19 protein-coding genes and 1 riboswitch are annotated in these 20,078 nt (G+C 47.2%); of the genes, 4 read left to right on the forward strand and 15 right to left on the reverse strand.

Translation table 11 applies throughout. From position 1 onward, the window contains the following. Positions 1–77 precede the first annotated feature (77 nt). Positions 78–800, reverse strand: coding sequence for a 2-phosphosulfolactate phosphatase (locus C7R94_RS09335; protein WP_106780309.1), 723 nt, complete (start codon positions 798–800; stop codon positions 78–80). Between the two features lie 132 nt (positions 801–932). Between C7R94_RS09335 and C7R94_RS09340 the strand changes: the two genes are divergently transcribed. Beyond that, positions 933–1,379, forward strand: a complete 447-nt coding sequence (locus C7R94_RS09340; protein ID WP_106780311.1) for a hypothetical protein — start codon at positions 933–935, stop codon at positions 1,377–1,379. Between the two features lie 169 nt (positions 1,380–1,548). On the opposite strand, the gene C7R94_RS09345 is transcribed toward C7R94_RS09340, so the two are convergent. Continuing rightward, on the reverse strand, positions 1,549–1,752 hold the full coding sequence (locus C7R94_RS09345) for a cold-shock protein (protein ID WP_007729289.1): 204 nt from the start codon (positions 1,750–1,752) through the stop codon (positions 1,549–1,551). Between the two features lie 425 nt (positions 1,753–2,177). Here C7R94_RS09345 and C7R94_RS09350 point away from each other — a divergent pair, with 425 nt between their 5' ends. Then, positions 2,178–2,522 (forward strand): rhodanese-like domain-containing protein, encoded by a 345-nt coding sequence (locus tag C7R94_RS09350; RefSeq protein WP_233220510.1) that lies wholly within the window; start codon positions 2,178–2,180, stop codon positions 2,520–2,522. 84 nt (positions 2,523–2,606) lie between these two features. Beyond that, positions 2,607–2,762: riboswitch (cyclic di-AMP (ydaO/yuaA leader) on the forward strand. A 7-nt stretch (positions 2,763–2,769) separates the two neighbouring features. Next, on the forward strand, positions 2,770–3,501 hold the full coding sequence (locus C7R94_RS09355) for a CAP domain-containing protein (protein ID WP_106780315.1): 732 nt from the start codon (positions 2,770–2,772) through the stop codon (positions 3,499–3,501). Between the two features lie 66 nt (positions 3,502–3,567). Here the strand turns inward: C7R94_RS09355 and C7R94_RS30235 are convergent, their stop codons facing one another. The 3 genes from C7R94_RS30235 to def form a co-directional block, all read right to left on the reverse strand. Further along, positions 3,568–3,720, reverse strand: a complete 153-nt coding sequence (locus tag C7R94_RS30235) for a hypothetical protein (RefSeq protein WP_197244705.1) — start codon at positions 3,718–3,720, stop codon at positions 3,568–3,570. A 100-nt stretch (positions 3,721–3,820) separates the two neighbouring features. After that, positions 3,821–4,831, reverse strand: coding sequence for a homoserine dehydrogenase (locus C7R94_RS09360; protein WP_106780317.1), 1,011 nt, complete (start codon positions 4,829–4,831; stop codon positions 3,821–3,823). A 30-nt stretch (positions 4,832–4,861) separates the two neighbouring features. Continuing rightward, positions 4,862–5,389 (reverse strand): peptide deformylase, encoded by a 528-nt coding sequence (gene def / locus C7R94_RS09365; RefSeq protein WP_106780319.1) that lies wholly within the window; start codon positions 5,387–5,389, stop codon positions 4,862–4,864. Positions 5,390–5,566: 177 nt separating this feature from the next. Here def and C7R94_RS09370 point away from each other — a divergent pair, with 177 nt between their 5' ends. Beyond that, the gene (locus C7R94_RS09370; protein WP_047067278.1) at positions 5,567–6,874 is read left to right on the forward strand and encodes an aminotransferase class I/II-fold pyridoxal phosphate-dependent enzyme; all 1,308 of its coding nucleotides are present in this window, start codon (positions 5,567–5,569) and stop codon (positions 6,872–6,874) included. Between the two features lie 131 nt (positions 6,875–7,005). Here the strand turns inward: C7R94_RS09370 and C7R94_RS09375 are convergent, their stop codons facing one another. The 10 genes from C7R94_RS09375 to dacB all read right to left on the reverse strand — a co-directional run bounded on the left by C7R94_RS09375 (position 7,006) and on the right by dacB (position 19,909). Beyond that, the gene (locus C7R94_RS09375; RefSeq protein ID WP_106780322.1) at positions 7,006–7,908 is read right to left on the reverse strand and encodes a DMT family transporter; all 903 of its coding nucleotides are present in this window, start codon (positions 7,906–7,908) and stop codon (positions 7,006–7,008) included. A gap of 61 nt (positions 7,909–7,969) precedes the next feature. Continuing rightward, positions 7,970–9,145 (reverse strand): acyltransferase, encoded by a 1,176-nt coding sequence (locus tag C7R94_RS09380; protein WP_106781259.1) that lies wholly within the window; start codon positions 9,143–9,145, stop codon positions 7,970–7,972. 127 nt (positions 9,146–9,272) lie between these two features. Next, positions 9,273–10,052: a YqjF family protein gene (locus C7R94_RS09385; RefSeq protein WP_233220511.1), complete on the reverse strand. Its 780-nt coding sequence runs from the start codon at positions 10,050–10,052 to the stop codon at positions 9,273–9,275. A gap of 21 nt (positions 10,053–10,073) precedes the next feature. Next, positions 10,074–11,486 (reverse strand): FMN-binding glutamate synthase family protein, encoded by a 1,413-nt coding sequence (locus C7R94_RS09390; RefSeq protein WP_106780328.1) that lies wholly within the window; start codon positions 11,484–11,486, stop codon positions 10,074–10,076. Between the two features lie 223 nt (positions 11,487–11,709). Continuing rightward, positions 11,710–12,915 (reverse strand): DUF418 domain-containing protein, encoded by a 1,206-nt coding sequence (locus C7R94_RS09395; protein WP_106780330.1) that lies wholly within the window; start codon positions 12,913–12,915, stop codon positions 11,710–11,712. Between the two features lie 132 nt (positions 12,916–13,047). After that, positions 13,048–14,391: a branched-chain amino acid transport system II carrier protein gene (gene brnQ / locus C7R94_RS09400; protein ID WP_106780332.1), complete on the reverse strand. Its 1,344-nt coding sequence runs from the start codon at positions 14,389–14,391 to the stop codon at positions 13,048–13,050. Positions 14,392–14,574: 183 nt separating this feature from the next. Further along, positions 14,575–15,267 (reverse strand): YheC/YheD family protein, encoded by a 693-nt coding sequence (locus tag C7R94_RS09405; RefSeq protein ID WP_106780334.1) that lies wholly within the window; start codon positions 15,265–15,267, stop codon positions 14,575–14,577. A gap of 38 nt (positions 15,268–15,305) precedes the next feature. Next, on the reverse strand, positions 15,306–15,698 hold the full coding sequence (panD, locus tag C7R94_RS09410; RefSeq protein ID WP_047067291.1) for an aspartate 1-decarboxylase: 393 nt from the start codon (positions 15,696–15,698) through the stop codon (positions 15,306–15,308). Between the two features lie 84 nt (positions 15,699–15,782). Beyond that, complete coding sequence (locus C7R94_RS09415) at positions 15,783–16,847, reverse strand: Ldh family oxidoreductase (RefSeq protein ID WP_106780337.1); 1,065 nt, start codon at positions 16,845–16,847, stop codon at positions 15,783–15,785. A 167-nt stretch (positions 16,848–17,014) separates the two neighbouring features. Continuing rightward, positions 17,015–19,909: a D-alanyl-D-alanine carboxypeptidase/D-alanyl-D-alanine endopeptidase gene (gene dacB / locus C7R94_RS09420; protein ID WP_106780340.1), complete on the reverse strand. Its 2,895-nt coding sequence runs from the start codon at positions 19,907–19,909 to the stop codon at positions 17,015–17,017. Positions 19,910–20,078: the final 169 nt, after the last annotated feature.

The raw sequence follows: 20,078 nt of genomic DNA on the forward strand, positions 1-20,078 counted from the left end.
AATCCTCCCTGTCCAGTTTTTCTCATGTGTGGTTCATAACCATGGTTACCGAATGAGGGATTCTTTATGCGAAAAGACTAAATCGCTTCGTAAGCAAAATCATTGTTAAGCATTGGAACCGTGCAGCTCTGATTCCATTTTGCTGCAAGTGCGACATCTTCGGGGTACCCCATGCTGATCAGTTCTTGGCCGGAAGCACATTTCTGCAAGTAAGCGGGAAGATGATCTTGGGCAGATCGAAAGGCAGCCACTGCCATTTCTGCCTCTGGTGACAATCGATACCCCGCCAATTCGTGAAGCAGCGCACCTGCCGCAATCATATCTTCAATAGCAGGTCGCAATGCTCCATTTCCCCACCGCTCACCACAAGCAATGACCGTTATTGTTCCTTTCTGCTGCTGTATGTATCTGGCGACGGATGGCGCATTTCGCAAGCACGCGGCGATAACCTTTGCCCCTGTTTTCTTTGCCAATATGGTACAGGTCGATCCGTTTGGCGAGGGTAACACCATCCTACTTCCCCTGGGTATTGTTTTTAGACAAGCGGGTGAAAGGGAGATCGGTTCCCCGCGTTTTCCAGCGAGCAACGCTGCTTTTTGTATGGCGAATGCAATGGCTGACTCATCCTTTGTCTGATAAGGATAGACGATACCTTCACGTCCCGTTACGATATCGACACACGTACTGAAAGAGAGCACATCGATAATGACGATCATATCCGATGCTGCCCCGACCTGTTCCACCCCTTCGTACCCCCAATCAAATCGAGCCGTATAGTCTAGTTGTTTGCATACAGGCATTTCTCCCAAGCCCTCCACCGTCCTCTATCAAAAATAGTTACTCGTCCCCTTACGTTCGCCGTTACAAATCAAGACAAGAAACAATATCGTATTATTGTCCCACTAGATTACACAAGAATGGAGTGAACATGGATGTCTGAAATCGAACACGACGACGATCAAGGTAATACTGAAAGAAGAAGTCACAGACGCCCAAAAAGAAATACTGTGAGAACAACTGGTATTTTGCAAAACAACCTTGGAGTTGCTATCACCGCTCACCTCGACCTAGTAAATCTGAATACAGAAGATGTTGAAGTACGTGTGCAAGTATTGAACTGGGGTAACGCAGTTACGCAAACGAATCCAGTTAGCACCTTGCTTGACATCACGCAATTTATACCAGCGAATACTCGCACTGCTTTCAATGCGCTGGTCCCCGCTTCTTTCCACTATGAAGTTCGCCTTACCGTAGCAGAAAACAATGAAAATGTCCTTCTCACCACTTATGGCCGTACTTCCATCGGTGGCGGTCAAGTGGCCGGCCTTTCCGTTCTTGACAGTCAATTCCAAACTGTCGAAATCGAAACTTGTATTTAACTATTTTGCAGAATGAAAATGAGGAATTATGGTGGGACGCCATAGTTCCTTTTTTATTGATTCGCATGCAGGAAAAGGCGCCGGGAACGATCCCAACGCCTTTTTGCTTCAACGTCCTCTGACAAAAAAGAAACTGCCCCTGAAAGGACAGTTTCTTTTAAAAGGAGACTTACAGTTTTACTACGTTCTCAGCTTGTGGGCCACGGTTGCCTTGAACGATGTTGAATTGAACTTTTTGACCTTCGTCCAAAGTTTTGAAACCGTCACCTTGAATTGCGCTGAAGTGTACGAATACATCGTCTCCGCCTTCTACTTGAATGAAACCGAAACCTTTTTCTGCGTTAAACCATTTTACTGTTCCGTTCGTTTGCATTTAAAAAAACCTCCAAAAATTCAATTTGAATATGCTAGTCATATTTACCGAAGCAAATAAAGCTCACATATCATGAAGAAATACCAGATCATGTGCTATGATACGCCTTCATGATATGTGAATTTTACCTACTCGGCAAATAAATGAATGTCATAGGACGGAACTGCAAAATAAAAAACTAAACCTTTTGAAAACCTAAAACAATGAAAGCCCTTCCTCTCTTCCATCCTTGCGGCTCCGATGACCGCGCCAGTGTGAATCGGGGATTCAAAAATGTTATCCATCAGCATACACCTCGATGAATGATAGGTATCAATTTTTCAAGTAGCAACCTCATTCTACCATGGTTGTCCAATAAAAGCAACCGTTCATCCTTATTCTGGACGAGGCGGTACTCTGTTACAATAGGATTGGGAGGGATTACATTGCAAAATCATACGTTAACAACCATTCAATTATCCGACATGCTTGAAAAAAGAGTGCCTGTACTATTATTGGACGTGCGTGACGCTGAAAAATTTATTTCCGGCAGCCTTGTTCACGAAAACGGATCGGCGCGAAACGTCCCCTATCTTCTAATGAAAGAACAGGACAAACCACTCGATGAAGAAACCGAAAAGCTCGCGCAAAATGTACAGATCGTTACCTTATGTACAACAGGTAACAAAGCTCAAAAAGCTGCCGCTCTGCTTCGTGAGCATGGTTTTCATGCAAATGCATTGGAAGGCGGCTTAACCGCCTGGAAGGAACAATCAAGCGAAACGAAATGAGCCTAATTTATCAACGCTTCTAGCTGTTTGCCATATATTACTCCTTTATTTCGATTGGGATTGTCTGATATCGTTGTTCATGCCAAACGAAATAAGCCGAGACTTCCTCGTGAAAAGGAAGTGCGGGGGACTTTTTTGTGGATGAGCTATTCCACATTGGGGTGAATCGCCGACTGGCGTAGGGTTGTTTCCTCAATCCGAATCCGACAACTAACCTCGTAGGCAAAAAAAAGGAGAGATTTGTTTAATGAAACGTTTTGGTTCTGTTACAATCGCGATGACTCTTGGTCTGGGCTTGGCTTTGACAGGGTTTGCTTCTTCTGCTTCGGCTGCTTCTAATTGCCCTGTTCCTAGCGGACAATTCCAATATTATATGCCACAATTCCAAAAAGCTCCAAATTCCCAACCATTTTGGAACTTCTATCAACAAAACCAAGGCTTTGCCCCTGGACAACCAATGCCAATACAACAGCCAATGACACCGATGCAACCTGCAAAGCCGGTACAACCAACTCCGGTTCAACCAGCACCAGTTCAAGCTGCACCAGCGCAACCTAGCAATAACTTCACTCAGCCTGTTGCTCCAGTAAATCAAGCGGATCAAGCAAAAGCTGGTGACTTTGCGCAACAAGTCGCGGATTTAGTAAACCAAGAACGTGCAAAAGCAGGTCTCAAGCCTGTTCAAATGGATGCAGCACTGTCCAAAGTAGCGTTGGCAAAAGCACAAGATATGTCTGCTAACAACTATTTTGACCACAACAGCCCAACGTACGGTTCCCCATTTGACATGATGAAGCAGTATGGCATTCAGTACTCGACTGCAGGTGAGAATATCGCCATGGGTCAACAGAGTCCACAAGAAGTCATGCAGCAATGGATGAACAGTGAAGGCCACCGCCAAAACATTATGAACCCTGCGTTCACAAAAATTGGTGTAGGCTTCACAAATGGCTACTGGGTACAAGAATTTATCGGGTAAACATACCGCCTGATAAACGAAAAGCCGGTGTCTCGTAATAGAGACCCGGCTTTTTTCGTGTAGACGTTACTTCCGCTGCGCTTCTGTTGCCTGTTTTTTGGGGGTACAGCAGCTTTCCTGCTCATCTAGCAAAGCAACGTCCTTTTGATCCATTTCTTGCTTGGTGGGGTAAGCAGATACTTGCTGTAGCTCGGCATTGACATCAGACGATTGTTTCATCCGTATGGCCCCCTCGCCGTTTTTGGTGGTACATCCCTAGTATGCACGCGGTTCTAAACGACTCATTCCTAAGGAACACTGGAAGCACATGCAAATGAACCTATCTGCTCATAATATGTTCAAGGTCTTTTAAGGCAGCCGCTGCTGCCGCGACAGGATCTGATTTTCCTCCAACGACCAATAAATCCCCCATGACATCTGTTTCTACTCTTATGGCTTTTGTCGTACCTGATACAGATGCAAACGGATGGGTAAAATCCACCGCACACAGCTCAACTGCTACAGTAAGCGTGCCATTCGCATCCTTTTGGATCGTTCCGATCAGCTTGGGAATCTTCGTATGCTTTTTCCACGTCTCGATTTGTAACGAGGTTATTTCGCGAATACTTGCACGTGCGATATCCTTTAGATTTACTTGCCCGCCAAAAGCAGCGTTTGCCAAGATCGTGAGCTTCGAAGCTGTATCCCAACCATCGATATCATAAGAAGGGTCGGGTTCGGCAATCCCCATCTTCTGAGCGAGCTCGACTGCTTCTGCACAGGTGAGCCCCTCTTCCATCATTTTTGTGAGCACGAAGTTCGTCGTTCCCGTAAAAATACCTTCGACTCGCTTTACTTCACAGCCTGCCAAGTTATACTGCAAAAGATCAATCGTCGGCAGGGCTGCTGCTGTTGCTCCACTCACTTTCAACGCGACGCCATGTTTTTTGGCTAGAGCGGCTAAGCCAGCATAATCGACAACAAGCGCGCCTTTTGAAATTGCGATCGCATGCATAGCATTTTCCAATGCATAACGAATATAAGTCAGACCGGGTCCTCCCTCTTTTTCAGATGGACCTGCCTCGATGAGCACGTCTGCTTGAGCTGACTTGATAAATTCCAGCGCGTTCCAAGATGGATTCCCTGCTTGTTTTGTATGAGCATAGTCTTCCCATTTTCCTGAATCGATTCCATTCTCATCATAGAGGCCAGAAGCTGAACGAACGACTCCCACGAGTCTGACATCCGCTTGATATAGCTCGCGATACCGCTCCCGTCGCTGCTCCAGCAGTCTGGCTACCTGTTGCCCAACTGTTCCAAAGCCTGTTAACATAATATTCCAACGCTTCATGAGTCAATCTCCTTGTTGTTTATGCTCCGGTTATTCCCACCATTTTTTCCCACTCTTAGCTTGTAGCCGGTGCAAATCCTTACGATTCAGTTTCTTTCCTGTTTTTGCTGAGTAGAGCTCTTCCGTATGATCAATAAACAAAATTCCTTCCAAATGGTCCATCTCGTGCTGAATACACCGAGCAAGGAAATCTTCGGCTTCAATCGTCTTCGTTTCTCCTTGGCGGTTCAACGTCTGAACTTTGACATAATTCGCCCGACGAACGATTCCAAAAACACCTGGTATCGAAAGACAAGCTTCTTGCCCTACCTGCTCACCTGACTTTTCCATCAGCACCGGATTGATTAGTTCAATCAAGCCGCTGCCGCAATCCATCACGACTAAACGTTTGGGGATGCCAATCTGGATCGCGGACAAGCCTGCCCGACCTTTCGCAGCGTAAATCGTTTGGGTCATATCATCCAATATCTTTTCAACCTGCGGAGTAATGGATGGTACTCTTTTTGAAGTTTCACGCAAGATAGGGTCTCCCAGGCGAACGATCATGCGTTCAGCCATTTATTTCTCCCTCCCGCATTACTCATTTTTCGATATCAAGGTAGCAAATCCGGTCCTCTATGTCAAAAGGAACCTCGCAAAATCTGAAATATCCCCTGGGCAAGGGTGACAAATGCATGTAGATACGCTATCTTTATTGGTAAAGATAGATGTTTGTATATGAAAAGGGAGGCTACCATGCATTCATTGGCATCAACGCTGAACGAAACCATCCAACGCGAAAACCCACACGTATATGAAATGCTGTCCAATATCGCCAAGCTGATTTATTTCCCGAAAGAGGGGATTCTCAGCCAGTCGGCAGAAGCGAAAGCAAAAGCGAAAAAGTACAACGCAACTATCGGGATTGCCCTGGAAAACGGTCAACCGATGCACCTTAAGGTCATCCAGGATAACCTGTCTGCTTACCAGCCAAAAGACATTTACGAATATGCTCCCCCAGCAGGAAAACCTGAGCTGCGTGCAGCATGGCGTAAAAAAATGATCGAGGAACAGCCTGCACTGGCTACTCATACGTTTAGTAACCCAATCGTTACAAACGCATTGACCCATGGTCTGAGCATCGTGTCGGACTTGTTCGCTGACAGTGGCGATAGTGTTATCATCCCGGATAAAAACTGGGAAAACTACGAGCTTACGTTTTCGATCCGCCGTGGTGCGGAGATGGTCTACTACCCATTGTATAACGACGAGATGAAATTTAATGCTGCTGCTTTGCGTGATGCCATTCTCGCTCAAAAAGACAAAGGCAAAGCCATCGTTGTACTCAACTTCCCGAATAACCCGACGGGCTATACACCAGGTCCAGAGGAAGGAAAACAAATCGTCGCTGCACTCAAAGAAGGCGCGGAGGCTGGAATCAACATTGTTGCGGTGACAGATGACGCATACTTCGGCTTGTTCTTCGAAGATTCGATGCACGAATCTCTCTTCGCTAGCCTGTGCGATGTTCACCCTCGCATTCTGCCTGTAAAAGTAGATGGGGCTACCAAAGAGGATTACGTATGGGGCTTCCGTGTTGGCTTCATTACGTATGCATCGCCATCCAGCGACTTGCTAAGCGCTTTGGAGCAGAAGACTATGGGAATCATCCGCGCTACACTTTCCAGCGGATCGCATCCTTCCCAAACATTCGTCCTGCAAGCAATCACTGCCCCGGAGTACAAAGCACAGAAGCAGGAGAAATTCGATATCATGAAAGGTCGCGCCAACCGCACCAAGGAAGTGCTCGACAGCGGTAAATACGATGACGTGTGGACCTACTATCCATTCAACTCCGGCTACTTCATGTGCCTCAAGCTAAAGACTGTCGAAGCGGAAACATTGCGCCAGCACTTGCTGGAACAATATGGCGTGGGTACGATCGCTCTCGGTCAAACCGATTTGCGCATTGCCTTCTCCTGCATTGAAGAAGAAAACATTGCGGACTTGTTCGACTTGGTTTACAGCGGTGTAAAAGATCTGGAAAATGCAGCGACCAAATAAATGTAACTAGCTCTACTGCAAAAGCGTCTTGACCTCGTGTCAGGGCGCTTTTCGTTCTCTTTCAAAAAAAGCCCCGGCTACCCAAGACGTATAAATACCAGGGTTTCCGAGACCTTTCCATCATGCTATTTCTATTCGCTTTCTATCGACGAACGTATGAGTCGAGGCTGCTGTGTACCAATAAAAATGGAGGCGAGCACCAGAATCATCCCTACTCCGTGCATCCAAGTAAATGCTTCGTTCAAGAAAAGGACAGCCACGAGAGCAGCACTTATCGGCATCATTCCGGTGAACAAGCCCGCTTTGGAAGCCTCCACCTTCTCCACTCCTTTGTACCAGAGAAAGAAGGATAAGACGCTGGCCGTAAACGCATAGTACACAAGAAGCCACCATACATTTGCTGGTACGGTACCCCAATCAAACCGCAAGCTTTCCCAGATCGCAAACGGAAGAAACAAGACAAAGCTGATGACATTAATCGCAGCCGTCATTTGAAAAGGGGTAATTTTCCCTGACAGTCTTTTGGCGAAAATCGTGAAAAGCGCTTCACTAACAACTGCAAAAAATATGAGCAAATTGCCTAGCATGCTTACCCAGTTCTGCTCCACTCCGCTTCCTGTGAACGTAATGAATCCGATGCCGCCCACTGAAAGACCGATTGCCACTAAGCTGTTGGCCTGTAATTTTTCCTTGAGAATCCAGAATGAAAACAAAGCAATGCAGGCAGGTACCGTACTTGTAATGATACCGGCTGCCGTAGCGGTCGTCGACTGAACGCCGTACAGCATGCAAATACTAAACAGAAACACGCCGAAAAACGACTGCCAGAATAACACCCTGCCTTCCTCACGGCTCCAAGACGTTTTCCATTCCCCACGCATAGCAACCAACGGCAATAGGATGACGATCGCGAGTAAAAAGCGCAGCTCCGAAAACAAAAACACAGGAACATGGGAAACAATTTCTTTCCCGATGGAGATGTTGCTTCCGACCAAGGCCATAGCCAAGGCTAACTGAATGTAAGCTAACAGCATGACGGTTCGCTTCTCCCTTCAACCTCCTGCAATTCTCTACATCTGGCCAAACTGCTTGCGATTAACCTGCGTTTTGCCATTCCTTTTGAGAGGACGGGATCTTTTTTGTCTTTTTCTCTGCTGCCCCCACTAACAAGGAACCAAACGGCACTTTTCCCAGCCCATAGGATATGGCAAAAGAAAGAATGGAGCACAAGACGAATGCTACCATACTTCCCCACACGCCCGTGTGAAAAAGCTGAAGCTCGCGCAAAAGCTTCATCAAGTATGTCAAGATCAGCGCGTGAATCAAATACGCTCCGTACGAATATTTCCCAATGAGTCCTAGCCAATGTGTCCATTTGGATTGCTTTTTGCTCATCCATAGGCAGAGCGCGTACACAGCCAGTAAGCAAGCCATCGTATACAGGAACATGGACGGTTTCAAGGATGTCGCTACGTTTATATTGATCTGGCCTTGCCCTGAATCACGGAAAAGTTCATAACCAATGACTGCGTACAGGACAGCAACCGAAGCAATGATCCATTGCCAGTATTTTTTCAGGATGGCACGAAATGCAGGCAAACTGAAGGCAACTAAGCCACCGAACAAAAAGTAATAGAAATAATAGAACGCATTTCGATCGCGGTATTTGATGAAATACGTATCAAGCCAATTCATATCGAATCGAAAGCCGTGGGCCGGGATGTACCGCGCTGAAAACCACATGAGACCTCCATAAATCAATCCGGTGACACCAAGGGCGACAATGAGACGAAAACGGCTTGTCACGAATCTGCGGAAAAGTTCAAATACTTTTTGCCAAAACGGATACAAAAGATAGAACTGAAAAATCATCACGACGAACCACAGATGATACGAGGATGTCCCTGTCAGAAAATTTTTGCTTACATTCCAGACGAACGCTGCTCCCTCACCCAAAGGCTTCTCCATCAAGTAAAGATAGACCACCGACCATATTCCATACGGAACCAAAATCTCGGTTATTCGTTTACGCGTGAAGGAAATGTAGTTCACTTTTTCAGAGTAGTTGTAAAACAAAACAAGACCCGTGATGAAAATGAATGCTGGTACCGCGAATTTTAGCAAATGAAACAGCATTCCGTAGATGATCGACACCTGCTCTGTCAGTCCCGGCTCCCGAATATACACACCAATGACATGCTGATAAACCACAGCCAAGAATGCAAAGGCCCGGATCAGATCCAACTCACCAATTCGTTCTTTTCGAGCCATAACCAAATACCATATCCTTCCTGTTTTTACGAAAAAAAGTGCTACCTTCCATCTTACCGACCAAAAGTCAGTCTGGCAAGCCTCAAATCAAAAAGACTGATACCCGTTGGAGCGGTATCAGTCGCTACTACCCATCTTGATCCGCAGATAGATCCGCTAGACTTCGAATCGGCCAAATCAGACTTTGTACCCCACGTGAATACAGTGCTAGATGCGGAGAATCCGTAAGTGGGATCGACAGGTTTTCGGTCATCGAGTTTTCACGAATATGAAAGGCTGCCTCCTGTAGCTGCCACGGCTCGTGTACCACATCCGCAAACATCATTTGCTTCGTTCTGTTACAGCTGCAAAAGAGCGTGTATCGCTCCGTCAGCCAATGCACCAGCGTTCCCTCTTTGGCTAAAAATTTGTCAGCGAGAGGCTGGTAGCTGCCTTCGAACGAGGGAGACTGAGGTAGACCAGACAGACGTCGAGAGGTAAAATCGATCTCATCCCCTTGGCGATGAAAAGTCATTTGGGCCCGATAATAGGGCAGTCGGTACCAAAATTTCGCAATCTTAATCACTAAAGGATTCGACGTATCTAGCGAAAGAAAATACACGCCCGTCTTCCCTTTCGCCTTCACATATGTTCTAACATTGATTTCAGGAAAAGTCGTCGTGAATGGTACGGATGGCATCCGCCGCAGACGTACGCCACTCAGCAAAAACGGGATCATACTGATCCAGGCCTTGCCATCATAGGTATCGAGCTCAAGCCCTGCTGGAATCAGCGCTTTGATAGACGCCGGGGAAATTGCCCAATGTAAAAAAAGAAGATGCTCCCACGTCTGCGTCATGGTCCATCCGTTATACTGTGCAGGCGACTTGATTTGGATGATCCTCTGTTCGATACGAATCCCTCCCATTCGTACGTCGATCAAGCGATTTTAACTGGAAGAGGATGAATGATAGGCAAGGGGTACTTTCGTCACTTTGCTCGTCATCTCATCGAGTGAGACGAGATCCGCTGCGGTCACTTCACGAAGAGACGTTTTCCCCAGTGCGAGGATGGCAATTTCCATCTCATCCACGAACGAAAGAAAAAAGTTAGTCAAGTATTTCGCGGCTGAATCGGGGTCGAATTTGTTTTTCAAGCTCCCTGGATAGGTGATCAGCTCTGTCGGCGGTTCCCACGGTATTGCTTTTGTCACCTGATCATGAGTCATCGCCCACAAAACAGCCGTCCCCATAAAGATGCCGTCTGCTCCCAGAGCAATCGCTTTCAAGCACTCACCCGGGGTATTATATCCGCCCCCAGACAATAAGGTAATTCGTTCTTTCACACCTTTTTTCTTCAAATAGCGCACGGCACGGGTCAGGGCATAAATCGTCGGCAAACCGAAATCATCCTCCAGAATGGGAGGTCCTCCTTTTGTCCCCGCTTGTCCGCCATCAATACTGATAAAATCTACACCGGCTTGGATTACAATCTCCAAGTCTTTTTCAAGAATGGCACTGGCACAGATTTTGACGCCAATCGGAACGCCGTCTGTTATGGTGCGCAACTTGTCTACGAGCTTCTTGAGTTCCTCCGGCTTCGATACTTCCGGGTGCCGCGAGGGAATGACGATCATTTCTTCATCCTGAACCCCCATAATTTCAGCAGCTCTTCCCTGGATATATTCAGCGGGGATAAAGCTCGCGGCAGCTGCAGTCGCCCCCTGCCCAAAATGGATTTCGATGGCGTCCGCCTGTCGCAAAATTTCCGGCTCCTTTGCCCACTTTCCCGAGTTGTATTGGAGAATCAGATGTTTGGCATATTTCCTTTCTTCCGGCAGTAACGGACCTTCACCCGTATTCGTCAAACTCCCCACTGCGGCCGTTCCTTTTGCCATCGCGATTTTCACATCGGCACTTACGCCAATACCGTATCCCATTGCCCCTGCCATGAGCGGAATGTCCAAGGTTAACGGCTTTTTTGCCATAGGTCCAATCGTAATTCGCATATCCACTTCTGCATCCTCACTCGAAGGCATCTTGGCTAGCTGTGCAGGAGAAAATATCAAGCTATCGAAGTTCAAGAACTTGCGTGGACTTCCGAAAGGACGCTCAATGGCTTGTCCAGTAGCTGCTCGCAAGCTGTTCTCCAGAACGTAGCGTGGACTGACTTTGGTCATTGCGGAGACCATCTCAAAAATATTTTCCGGATAGCGGTCTGACATAAGGCGCTTCATGAACTTGGCGAGCACCCACTGGGTAAGAGGGCGAAAAAGACAGATCAAAAGCAGTCCCACCACGATGAGTGCTGCCATTGATCCTACAAAGGAGCCGATCAAAAACGGAATCCAGTTGCCCGCCATCCTCTTTCTCCTTCCTACTTTCAGAGCGCTGCTGCTTGTTACTCGGCTTGTTAGATAGGAAAATTTTGCCCCAATCATGCCACTTTTATCCGAGGCTCTGCGCTTACGCTGAAGGAACAAAAAGAAACGCCCAAATTAACTGGACGTTTTCGAGCGAAGCCTTTTCCACAAATAAAAATAACAGGACGTCAGCACAAGCACGACAGCCATTGTCATGAGCGTGTCAAATCGCATGAGAACCTCCTTTTCGTCTCATTGGTACGAGTTTGCCGTATGTTAAACAGCGCCAAAGCCATTCTGCCGGACCAAACTGATAATTGGCGAGCCACCAGCGACTAACGAAGATTTGGGCAGTAAAGATCACTAAGCTAAACACCAAACCGAGAGCCAGCTCAGGCGTTCCGTACAACTGTCCAACACGCACAACCAATACAGTGATAATCGTTTGGCTCAAGTAGTTGCTTAAGGCCATTCTGCCGACCGGTTCCAAATGCTTCAGCATGCGCTTGCCTCTCTCTTTCCGATAAAGAAGCAACAGTGACGTGATGTAAAAAGCGCACAGACTAAGACCGCTCCAGGTAACAAATGTCTGAACGGCGATCGAGATCGAGGCAGGAAATTTTACGATGCCAAATTGAACAAGCGGAATCATCGGTACAAGCACAACACTCAAGCCCAGCGCCAGCCACCATACGCGGCGAATGGCTGGAATAAATGCTTCCGTTCTCTCAAATACGCCCCGCTTGGCTGCCAAGAATCCGAATAAAAAGAGAGGAAATACCGATAGGATGACATAAAACTCAAAGGAAAGAACTACCGGAATTTCGTAACCAACCCGGAATTGCAACCTCTCGATAATCGACCCATTGGTATAGGCATCAATAGCCTTTTGAATGAGCGCTGTTTGATCTGGCATAGAAACGAGGTCCTCAGGAACAGTCAGCATCATAGCAGACAGGGCCTGCATACCAATCAAGAGCGTCCACGCCCATCTTTTGATCGTCTTCTCTTGCCTGTGGTAAAACAGCAACAGAAGAAAACCAGCTAGGGCGTACGTATGAAGAATGTCTCCATACCAGAGGAAAACGAGATGGGTCATCCCGAAAATCAGCAGAACTACTAGTCTGCGAGTAAAAAGGCTTTGATAAGGCAACTGTTTGCTCTCAGCGCGATGCATAAACAGAAAGAAGCCTACCCCAAACAAAAACGAAAAGATAGTGTAAAACTTCGTCTGTACAAACATGTTAAACAAAAGCCGTATCCAACCATCCATTTCCGAATGGGTATTGACCATCCCTGCATCTGGTAAGAACATGATGGGATACAAAAATGAGTGCATATTCACTAGCAAGATCCCCAAAAGGGCAAAGCCTCTAATCCCATCTAGCTGCCGAATTCGCTCACCTTCCGAAACAGGTGCTACTTTCACGTCAATGAACCTCCTCAACTGCTCCTTAGGCTTTAACACTTTTAATACGAATGAACCTTGAAAAAAGTAACAAAATGCTTCCTTCACAAGAAAAGAGCTTCGCGAAAACGAAGCCCTCTCTTTCGTGCTACCTTATTTGGATGGGGAAGTCTTTGTTTCTGTTCCTGTGCGGTCTGTCCTTTTCCGAAAGTCGAACAGAACACCGACAAAACCAGCAAATATTGCTGGCATGATCCAACCAGCGCCTTCCTTATAAAACGGAAGGACACCCAAGATATCGTTCCAGCTCTGATTAAAAAACGTAAGATTCATCAAATCCACGACACCAAAAACGGTAACAACTGCAACAGTCGTCATATACACAGAAGAATGCGTAGGGATCCAGCGCTCTAGCAACGCCAACAAAATGAGCACGATAGCAATCGGGTAAATAGCACCCAGAATTGGGACAGATACACTTAAAATCTCCGATAGACCCAAGTTTGCGACGCCCATGCTCAGGACACAGAGAATAATCGCCCATCCTCTGTAGGACAACCCTTTAAATCGTCCATGAAAGTATTGGCTGCAGGAAGTTACGAGGCCAATTGATACACAGAGGCAGGCAACGGTAAAGATGACACCAAGAATCAGTGTACCGCTTGTCCCAAATAACTGCCTCATGATTGCTGTAAGGAGTAGCCCGCCATTCTCCGGCCTTCCTAAAGAGGCACCGGATGAACCCAGCAATCCCAAAATGACGTAGATGAATGTCAGCAACATACCTGCTCCGATGCCTGCTTTGATCATATTCGCAGACAGCTGCTTTTTGTCCTCAATTCCCTTGCTCCGCAGCGTATTGGCGATCACGATACCAAATACGAGTGCAGCCAAAGCATCCATCGTTAAATACCCGTCTAGAAAACCCTGCACAACGGGATTGGTAGCATATTTTCCTGCTGGTACTCCCGTTGGACCAAGTGGTGTGAATAAGCTCTTGACGTAGATCAAAGCAATCATAGTCAACAGGGTAGGAGTCAGTATTTTTCCAAAGCGATCAATCAATTTGGAAGGGGTCAGACTGAACCAAAAGACAATGCCAAAAAATACGATCGTATAGAGGAAAAGACTCCAGGTGGAATCAGCGGCTTGTGCCGGCAAAAACGGCGCCATTCCCATCTCGTACGCGAGACTGCCTGCACGTGGGATGGCAAGTGCGGGTCCAATCGACACATAAATCAAAATAGGAAAAATAAGAGCAAAGCTTGGATGAACACGACTTGCCAATTGGTAAAAGCTCCCTGCTTTTGCGATGGCAATCACACCAAGAATGGGCAGACCAACCGCAGATAATACAAAGCCTGTAATCGACAGCCAAACAAGGGAACCAGCCTCTTGACCCAGATAGGGTGGAAAAATAAGGTTTCCTGCACCAAAAAACATCGAAAACAGCATAAAACTGACCAGCAGCATTTCTTTCTTAGACAAATTTATCATCGACGTGTATATTACCTCCCATCTTATTGAGAGGCATTCTATCAACTTTTGCGTTCCTTCGCTAGTAGCAGCGCCATTGTTGTAATTGAAAGATTTTTCCCACTTTTATTAGGAGTAAAAAAACAGAGGAAACCACCTGCCCATAGCTTACCGTTTGAGCAACATCGACAAGTGGTTTTCCTCCTATCGTTTTCGCATGGAAACAATTCGTTTGTAGAAGGTCTTATCCTCCAGCTTTTGAAAAAGAGAAAGAGAAGGTCTGAAGTTGGCCTCAATAATCCACGGTTTGCCGTCCACATCGATTCCTAAGTCCAAACCAATCTCCCGGAGTGTCGGATAGGCTCTTCCCAATCGCTTAGCTACCGCTGCGGCTATCATGCGGATATCACTCAAGAGATGCGGGCCTGCCTCTATATTCGACAGCTTGATTGCCGTCTGGATGGGCAACACTTTTCCACGGCTGCGAGCCACATTTGTCACGACATAGCCCGGACCTGCAAGCTTTGCGCACCACCCTGTTATCACCCAAGGCTCCTTGTTGCTCCTGCGCTGGATCATGACACGCACATCAAAAGGCTTGCCGTTGATTCGTCCGAGTGGGATACGTGGCTGGAGCAGGTATGTTTTTGGCCGAAACAACGATTCCACGTATCGGATCGTGGCCTCTTTTCCCTTTACGAGACGCTGACGACTCCCACTATGGACCAAATACTTCTCTTCTCCTCGCGCCGTTACTTGAATAATCCCTGCCCCACCGCCGCCTCCCGAAGGCTTCAGCATCACGTGAGTAAACGCTTCTGCATACTGCCACAGCTCTTCAGGAGAGTACACGCGGGTTTTGGGCAAATACTCCTGCAAAAGTTCGTCTTTGACCATGTGCTTATGCTTGCCCCATTTTCCTACGTTTGGCGGTTTTATGGCAGTGTCTCTCCATTCTTTATCAGATGATGCTCCTCTATTTTCGTGATACGATTCTGTTCGTCTACAAACACGACCTTGGGAACCAGCTGTTCGATCTCGGTTTCATCGTACATGCCCATACTCAAAATGATGACGAGATCTCCTGGCGAGAATAGGTGGGCAGGTGGACCGTTCAGACAGATGACTCCGCTACCCGATGCTCCGGGTAACGCGTATGTTTTCCAGCGCGTGGCATTACGCAAACTGGTTATTTGCACGATTTCATACGGCTTGATATCTGCCGCATCCATGAGAGCAACGTCAATTGTGATACTCCCCACGTAATCCAGTTCGGCCTGCGTAACTGTCGCCCTGTGAATTTTGCCTTTGCACATGTGTCGTTGCATAGGCGGTTCACTCCTTTCCAAACCGATGACATTAGTCTATGTGCGATGGATTGTCCATGAAACCTCCTGCGAAAGGAAATCTGGTTAGGGGAGATGGTACGCAGCCTCCAAATCGACTCCATAGGCGAGGCATAGTTGGCCGAGTTCTTTTGTCAAATTCGGTTCGAATGGAATACCGTTTTCCATGCGTTCTTGCTTTTTTCGACTCTCGATCTCCCCAGGTATAAAAATTTCCGATACATCTTCTTTCGTAGGAATGCTTTTCACCTCACGAATGTATGCATCCATATTGGCGCAAAAATCGGGGAGGGGCATAAATCGTTCAATATCGACTGTCAAGAATAGATGTCCGACGTTTTGTGGATCTTGCCAATTGTCATATAAGCTTTTTACATGTGGTCCCGTTGCTGCTCCTGTTAGCAGCCCACACATGATATCGATGAACATCGCCAATCCATAACCCTTTGCTCCCCCAATCGGCAATAGTGATCCTAGCAAGGCTTGTGTGGGATCAGTCGTTTCCTTCCCTTTGGGATCGATGGCCCAATTGGCAGGAATGGATTCTCCTTTTTTAGCGGCTAAGGCGATTTTTCCTCTGGCAGCGACACTTGTAGCCATATCTAGCAAAAAAGATGGTTCTTTCCCTGCCGGTATTCCCACCGCAATCGGATTCGTTCCGAAAAAAGGGCGAATCCCTCCTGTTGGCGCCATAGCTTCAGGGGCATTGGAAAGGACCAGAAGAATCCTTCCTTCTGCAATCGCTCGTTCTGCATAGTACGAACAGGAGCCAAAGTGGTTGGAATGACGAACACCAACTACCCCAATTCCCATCTGCCCCGACAACTTAATCGCTTCCTCCAATGCCGCAACCCCGACCACCGCACCCAGTTGGTTTTTGCCGTCTACCAGTGCTGTTGCTCCCTCCTGTTTCCATACCACTGGTTCATCGTTTAATTCGATCAAGCCTGCTTCGATTCGTTGGATATAGATCGGCAGCCTCGCCAAACCATGGGATTCGATGCCGCGTAAATCAGCATGGACGAGGGATTCTGCGACAAGCCTTGCATGCTCATGTCTGGCACCTGCCTGTACAAGCACTCCTGTTACGACTTGCTCCAAACGCTTCCAATGAAAGAGTGCAGGGTACATCTTCTCTTTTTCCCCTCCTTCACCGCTGTTCTATACTTCGCCTGCTTCCTAATCTGAATATAGATATGTCGCCCGCTGATTGACCGCTACAGGCATTGACCCAGTTCAAGAGACGATACCAATAGAAAAGGAGCTCCCGGTTTTGGGGCTCCTTTTTTGCGTGATTCCTATTCATAACTGGCCAGTATCTCAATAATCTGATCCTGCATCTTGATAAACAACTCTTCATCTTCGACATACCCATTGAACATAATCGAAACAACGAGCTTCTCTTTGCCTTTGGTCGTGATATAGCCCGACAGCGTGTTTACACCTGTCATCGAACCTGTTTTCGCATGAAGATTATTCGCGGCAGTTGTGTCCTTTAGGCGGTTTTTCAGTGTCCCGTCTATTCCCGCTATGGGTAAAGATTCATCATAAGCGGCAAATGTCGATTCTTTGGTCATCCCCTCAAGTACGGAGGCGATCTGCCGAGCAGAAATAAGATTGTAGCGGGTCAATCCTGAGCCATCCATCATGTCGAAGGTGGTATTCCCGCCGAGCGAAGCTACGGTTTCCTGAACGACCTCTGCACCAATGGCTGCGCTCCCTTTGCCTTTCTTTGCGGCTCCGAGTGTCTTGAGGAGCATTTCTGCGTAGTAATTGTCACTTCGCTTGTTGAGGTACTGAACGATTTCCTTGAGTGGCATTGACTCAAATTGTGTCCATTTCACTGCTGTTGAAGGAACTGGCTGAATCATCACTTCGCTTTTCGGAGCAAACGCAATTCCTTGCTGCTCCAACGTTTCCTTCAGAACAGACCCCACGTACTTCGCCGGCTCTTCTACCGGTACACGCTCGTAATCCCCTTCGTGATCAAGTGGGAGGTTCCCTGACAGTCTGATGGTATTTGTCCCACGGTCACGCAGGATAGCAAACGTATTTGCTTCCCCTTTCTGTACGGTCTTGGCTTCATTGATTACTTGCACATACGCTGTTTTGGGAAGCAAATTGATTTCCACTGGTTCGCCAGCATCGTTAGCCGGCTTGAATTCGATCATGACCGTCCCTCTGTTCATTGCTAGAGCCCCTATGGTCGGGTTGTAGTAGTAGCTCTCGTCATCCCATGCCCAGCCGAGACCCAGCCGTTGTTGGTCAAAGTAGCTGTCATCCATCACGAGGTTCCCATTGATACGCGTGATTCCTTGTTGCTTGAGCCACCCTGCTATTTTTTCAATTGACACACCTTCCTGCACTTTTAGCGCATTCTCCGTATGCAAGGTAGGGTCGCCGTAACCTTTCACATACAGATTGCCTTGTTGGATGCCCGTAGAGGTGATCGGAGCGTCTCCATACACTTCCGTTTTGAATACGTAGTCCGAACCAAGCTGGTTCAACGCTGTGGCAGTCGTCAGCAGCTTCAGATTGGAAGCTGGGGTAAGCAGTGTGTCCGCATCACGCTCATATAAAACAGGGTCATCTGTTGAATCCAACGATTTGATCATGATTCCAGCCGTTACCCCTGCAGCTTCCGGCGTATCGAGGATGGGATCAATCAAAGCAGAAAGGGGGTATGTCTTTTCCTCTGGAGGGCTGAATCCTTCCGGTGCTGCGATATCCGGGTAGGTTGTTAACAAAATTCCGATTCGATCCTGTAGCTCCCTTGCATACTTCGATTTATAAATGCCGTTGATCAAAATCGAAAAAGCCAGCTTATGACCATTTTTTGCTGTTACATAACCCGACATGGTACTGACTCCGCTTAACGAACCTGTCTTTGCAACCAAATTCTTTTCCGCGCTGGTTCCTTTCATGCGGTTTTTCAAGGTGCCGTCTACTCCTGCGATTGGGAGTGATTTTTCCAATTCCGTTCGATATTCTTGCTCCTGCAAAAAGACAAGCGTTTCAATCATCTGCTCTGGCGTGATCATATTAAATCTCGATAACCCCGAGCCATCGACCTGACGGAAGCCTGACTCAATGCCAGCGCGCTTCATCACCTCCGCTACCGCCTCACTGCCTGCTTCAAAGCTGCCCTCACCTTTCTGAGTAACGCCCAGCGTCTTTAGAAGCATCTCCGCATAAAAATTGTCACTATCCTTGTTAAGCTCCACCGTGATTTCACCCAATGGTTTGGATAAGTGGGTATAGAGCGGTACTCCGCTTTGCAGCACTGTTTTTTTCACTTCTGTCTTCGGATGTAAGGCAATCCCTTGTTTCAGCAACTGATCCTTCCATAGGTCGCCCACATAAAAAGCCGGATCTTCCATTGTGACATCCTCATCATAAGGAGCTGCTTGCACCCCGATCGTACCGGATACAATAATTTCATTTTTCCCGCGCGGACGCTCGACGAGCACGTTGCTCTCCTTACCCGCTGTCGTTTTCAACTGGTTTGTGACTGTTATGTATGTGGTAGCCGGATTCATGGTCAAGACGGGGACATCGTTCACCGTTTTTCCAGGGGTTGCGGTTAGGGTTGTAAAGTTTTTATTTACGGCTAATCCACTTACCTGAGCGCTGTACCCATACGGTTCGTCATCCCACATCCAGCTCGTACCCAATCTGGTCTCATCGAAATAGCTATCATCGAGAAGCAGGTTTCCATTAATTCGTTTGATCCCCAAATCTTTGATAGCTTTTGCCATTTGCTGCAAATCGTCTGGCTTCAGACTAGGGTCCCCATAGCCTTTTAAAATCAGATCTCCTTGCAAAATGCCTCCGTTATTCAACTTTCCTGAAACAAACACCTCGGTCTTCCACTGATAATCCGGCCCCAGCTTATCCAGACCCGCAATGGTCGTAAACAGCTTCATGTTGGAAGCCGGGATAAAATTACGTTTGGCATTGTGCTTATATACATACTTTTTGTCGGTTAGATCGTAGACCGCGATTCCAGCGTACATCCCCTTGCTATTCTCATCGTTTTTCAAATCGGCGAGGAATTTTTCGATGCTGAGTGCAAGAGGACTAGAAGAAGCGGCCTCTTCCTTGGCTAGCACAGGCGAAGCTGCTACCTGCAACAAGAGAGCCAACACGAAAAACCACGTACCGACACGTCGAAAAGCAAACAAATGATTCATGATAACCTCCTTGTCATAGTCTGGGCGATTTCCACCAACAAATCACAGTACGCCATCATGATAGCGAGTATTCTATTTATTCGGAATATTACCATTATACTAAAAGTCAACAAGCATGAACGATACCCATTCCGTTCATACTACCTTCAAGACTTCTTTTGTTTGGAGG

Origin of the sequence: Brevibacillus sp. NRRL NRS-603 (assembly GCF_003013445.1) — a bacterium.
Taxonomy (GTDB): Bacteria; Bacillota; Bacilli; order Brevibacillales; family Brevibacillaceae; genus Brevibacillus; species Brevibacillus formosus.

Coding starts and splice junctions, on each gene's coding strand:
- C7R94_RS09335 (WP_106780309.1), bottom strand. CDS start 800: ATGCCTGTATGCAAACAACTAGACTATACGGCTCGATTTGATTGGGGG.
- C7R94_RS09340 (WP_106780311.1), top strand. CDS start 933: ATGTCTGAAATCGAACACGACGACGATCAAGGTAATACTGAAAGAAGA.
- C7R94_RS09345 (WP_007729289.1), bottom strand. CDS start 1,752: ATGCAAACGAACGGAACAGTAAAATGGTTTAACGCAGAAAAAGGTTTC.
- C7R94_RS09355 (WP_106780315.1), top strand. CDS start 2,770: ATGAAACGTTTTGGTTCTGTTACAATCGCGATGACTCTTGGTCTGGGC.
- C7R94_RS30235 (WP_197244705.1), bottom strand. CDS start 3,720: ATGAAACAATCGTCTGATGTCAATGCCGAGCTACAGCAAGTATCTGCT.
- C7R94_RS09360 (WP_106780317.1), bottom strand. CDS start 4,831: ATGAAGCGTTGGAATATTATGTTAACAGGCTTTGGAACAGTTGGGCAA.
- def (WP_106780319.1), bottom strand. CDS start 5,389: ATGGCTGAACGCATGATCGTTCGCCTGGGAGACCCTATCTTGCGTGAA.
- C7R94_RS09370 (WP_047067278.1), top strand. CDS start 5,567: ATGCATTCATTGGCATCAACGCTGAACGAAACCATCCAACGCGAAAAC.
- C7R94_RS09375 (WP_106780322.1), bottom strand. CDS start 7,908: ATGCTGTTAGCTTACATTCAGTTAGCCTTGGCTATGGCCTTGGTCGGA.
- C7R94_RS09380 (WP_106781259.1), bottom strand. CDS start 9,145: ATGGCTCGAAAAGAACGAATTGGTGAGTTGGATCTGATCCGGGCCTTT.
- C7R94_RS09385 (WP_233220511.1), bottom strand. CDS start 10,052: ATGGGAGGGATTCGTATCGAACAGAGGATCATCCAAATCAAGTCGCCT.
- C7R94_RS09390 (WP_106780328.1), bottom strand. CDS start 11,486: ATGGCGGGCAACTGGATTCCGTTTTTGATCGGCTCCTTTGTAGGATCA.
- brnQ (WP_106780332.1), bottom strand. CDS start 14,391: ATGATAAATTTGTCTAAGAAAGAAATGCTGCTGGTCAGTTTTATGCTG.
- C7R94_RS09405 (WP_106780334.1), bottom strand. CDS start 15,267: ATGGTCAAAGACGAACTTTTGCAGGAGTATTTGCCCAAAACCCGCGTG.
- panD (WP_047067291.1), bottom strand. CDS start 15,698: ATGCAACGACACATGTGCAAAGGCAAAATTCACAGGGCGACAGTTACG.
- C7R94_RS09415 (WP_106780337.1), bottom strand. CDS start 16,847: ATGTACCCTGCACTCTTTCATTGGAAGCGTTTGGAGCAAGTCGTAACA.
- dacB (WP_106780340.1), bottom strand. CDS start 19,909: ATGAATCATTTGTTTGCTTTTCGACGTGTCGGTACGTGGTTTTTCGTG.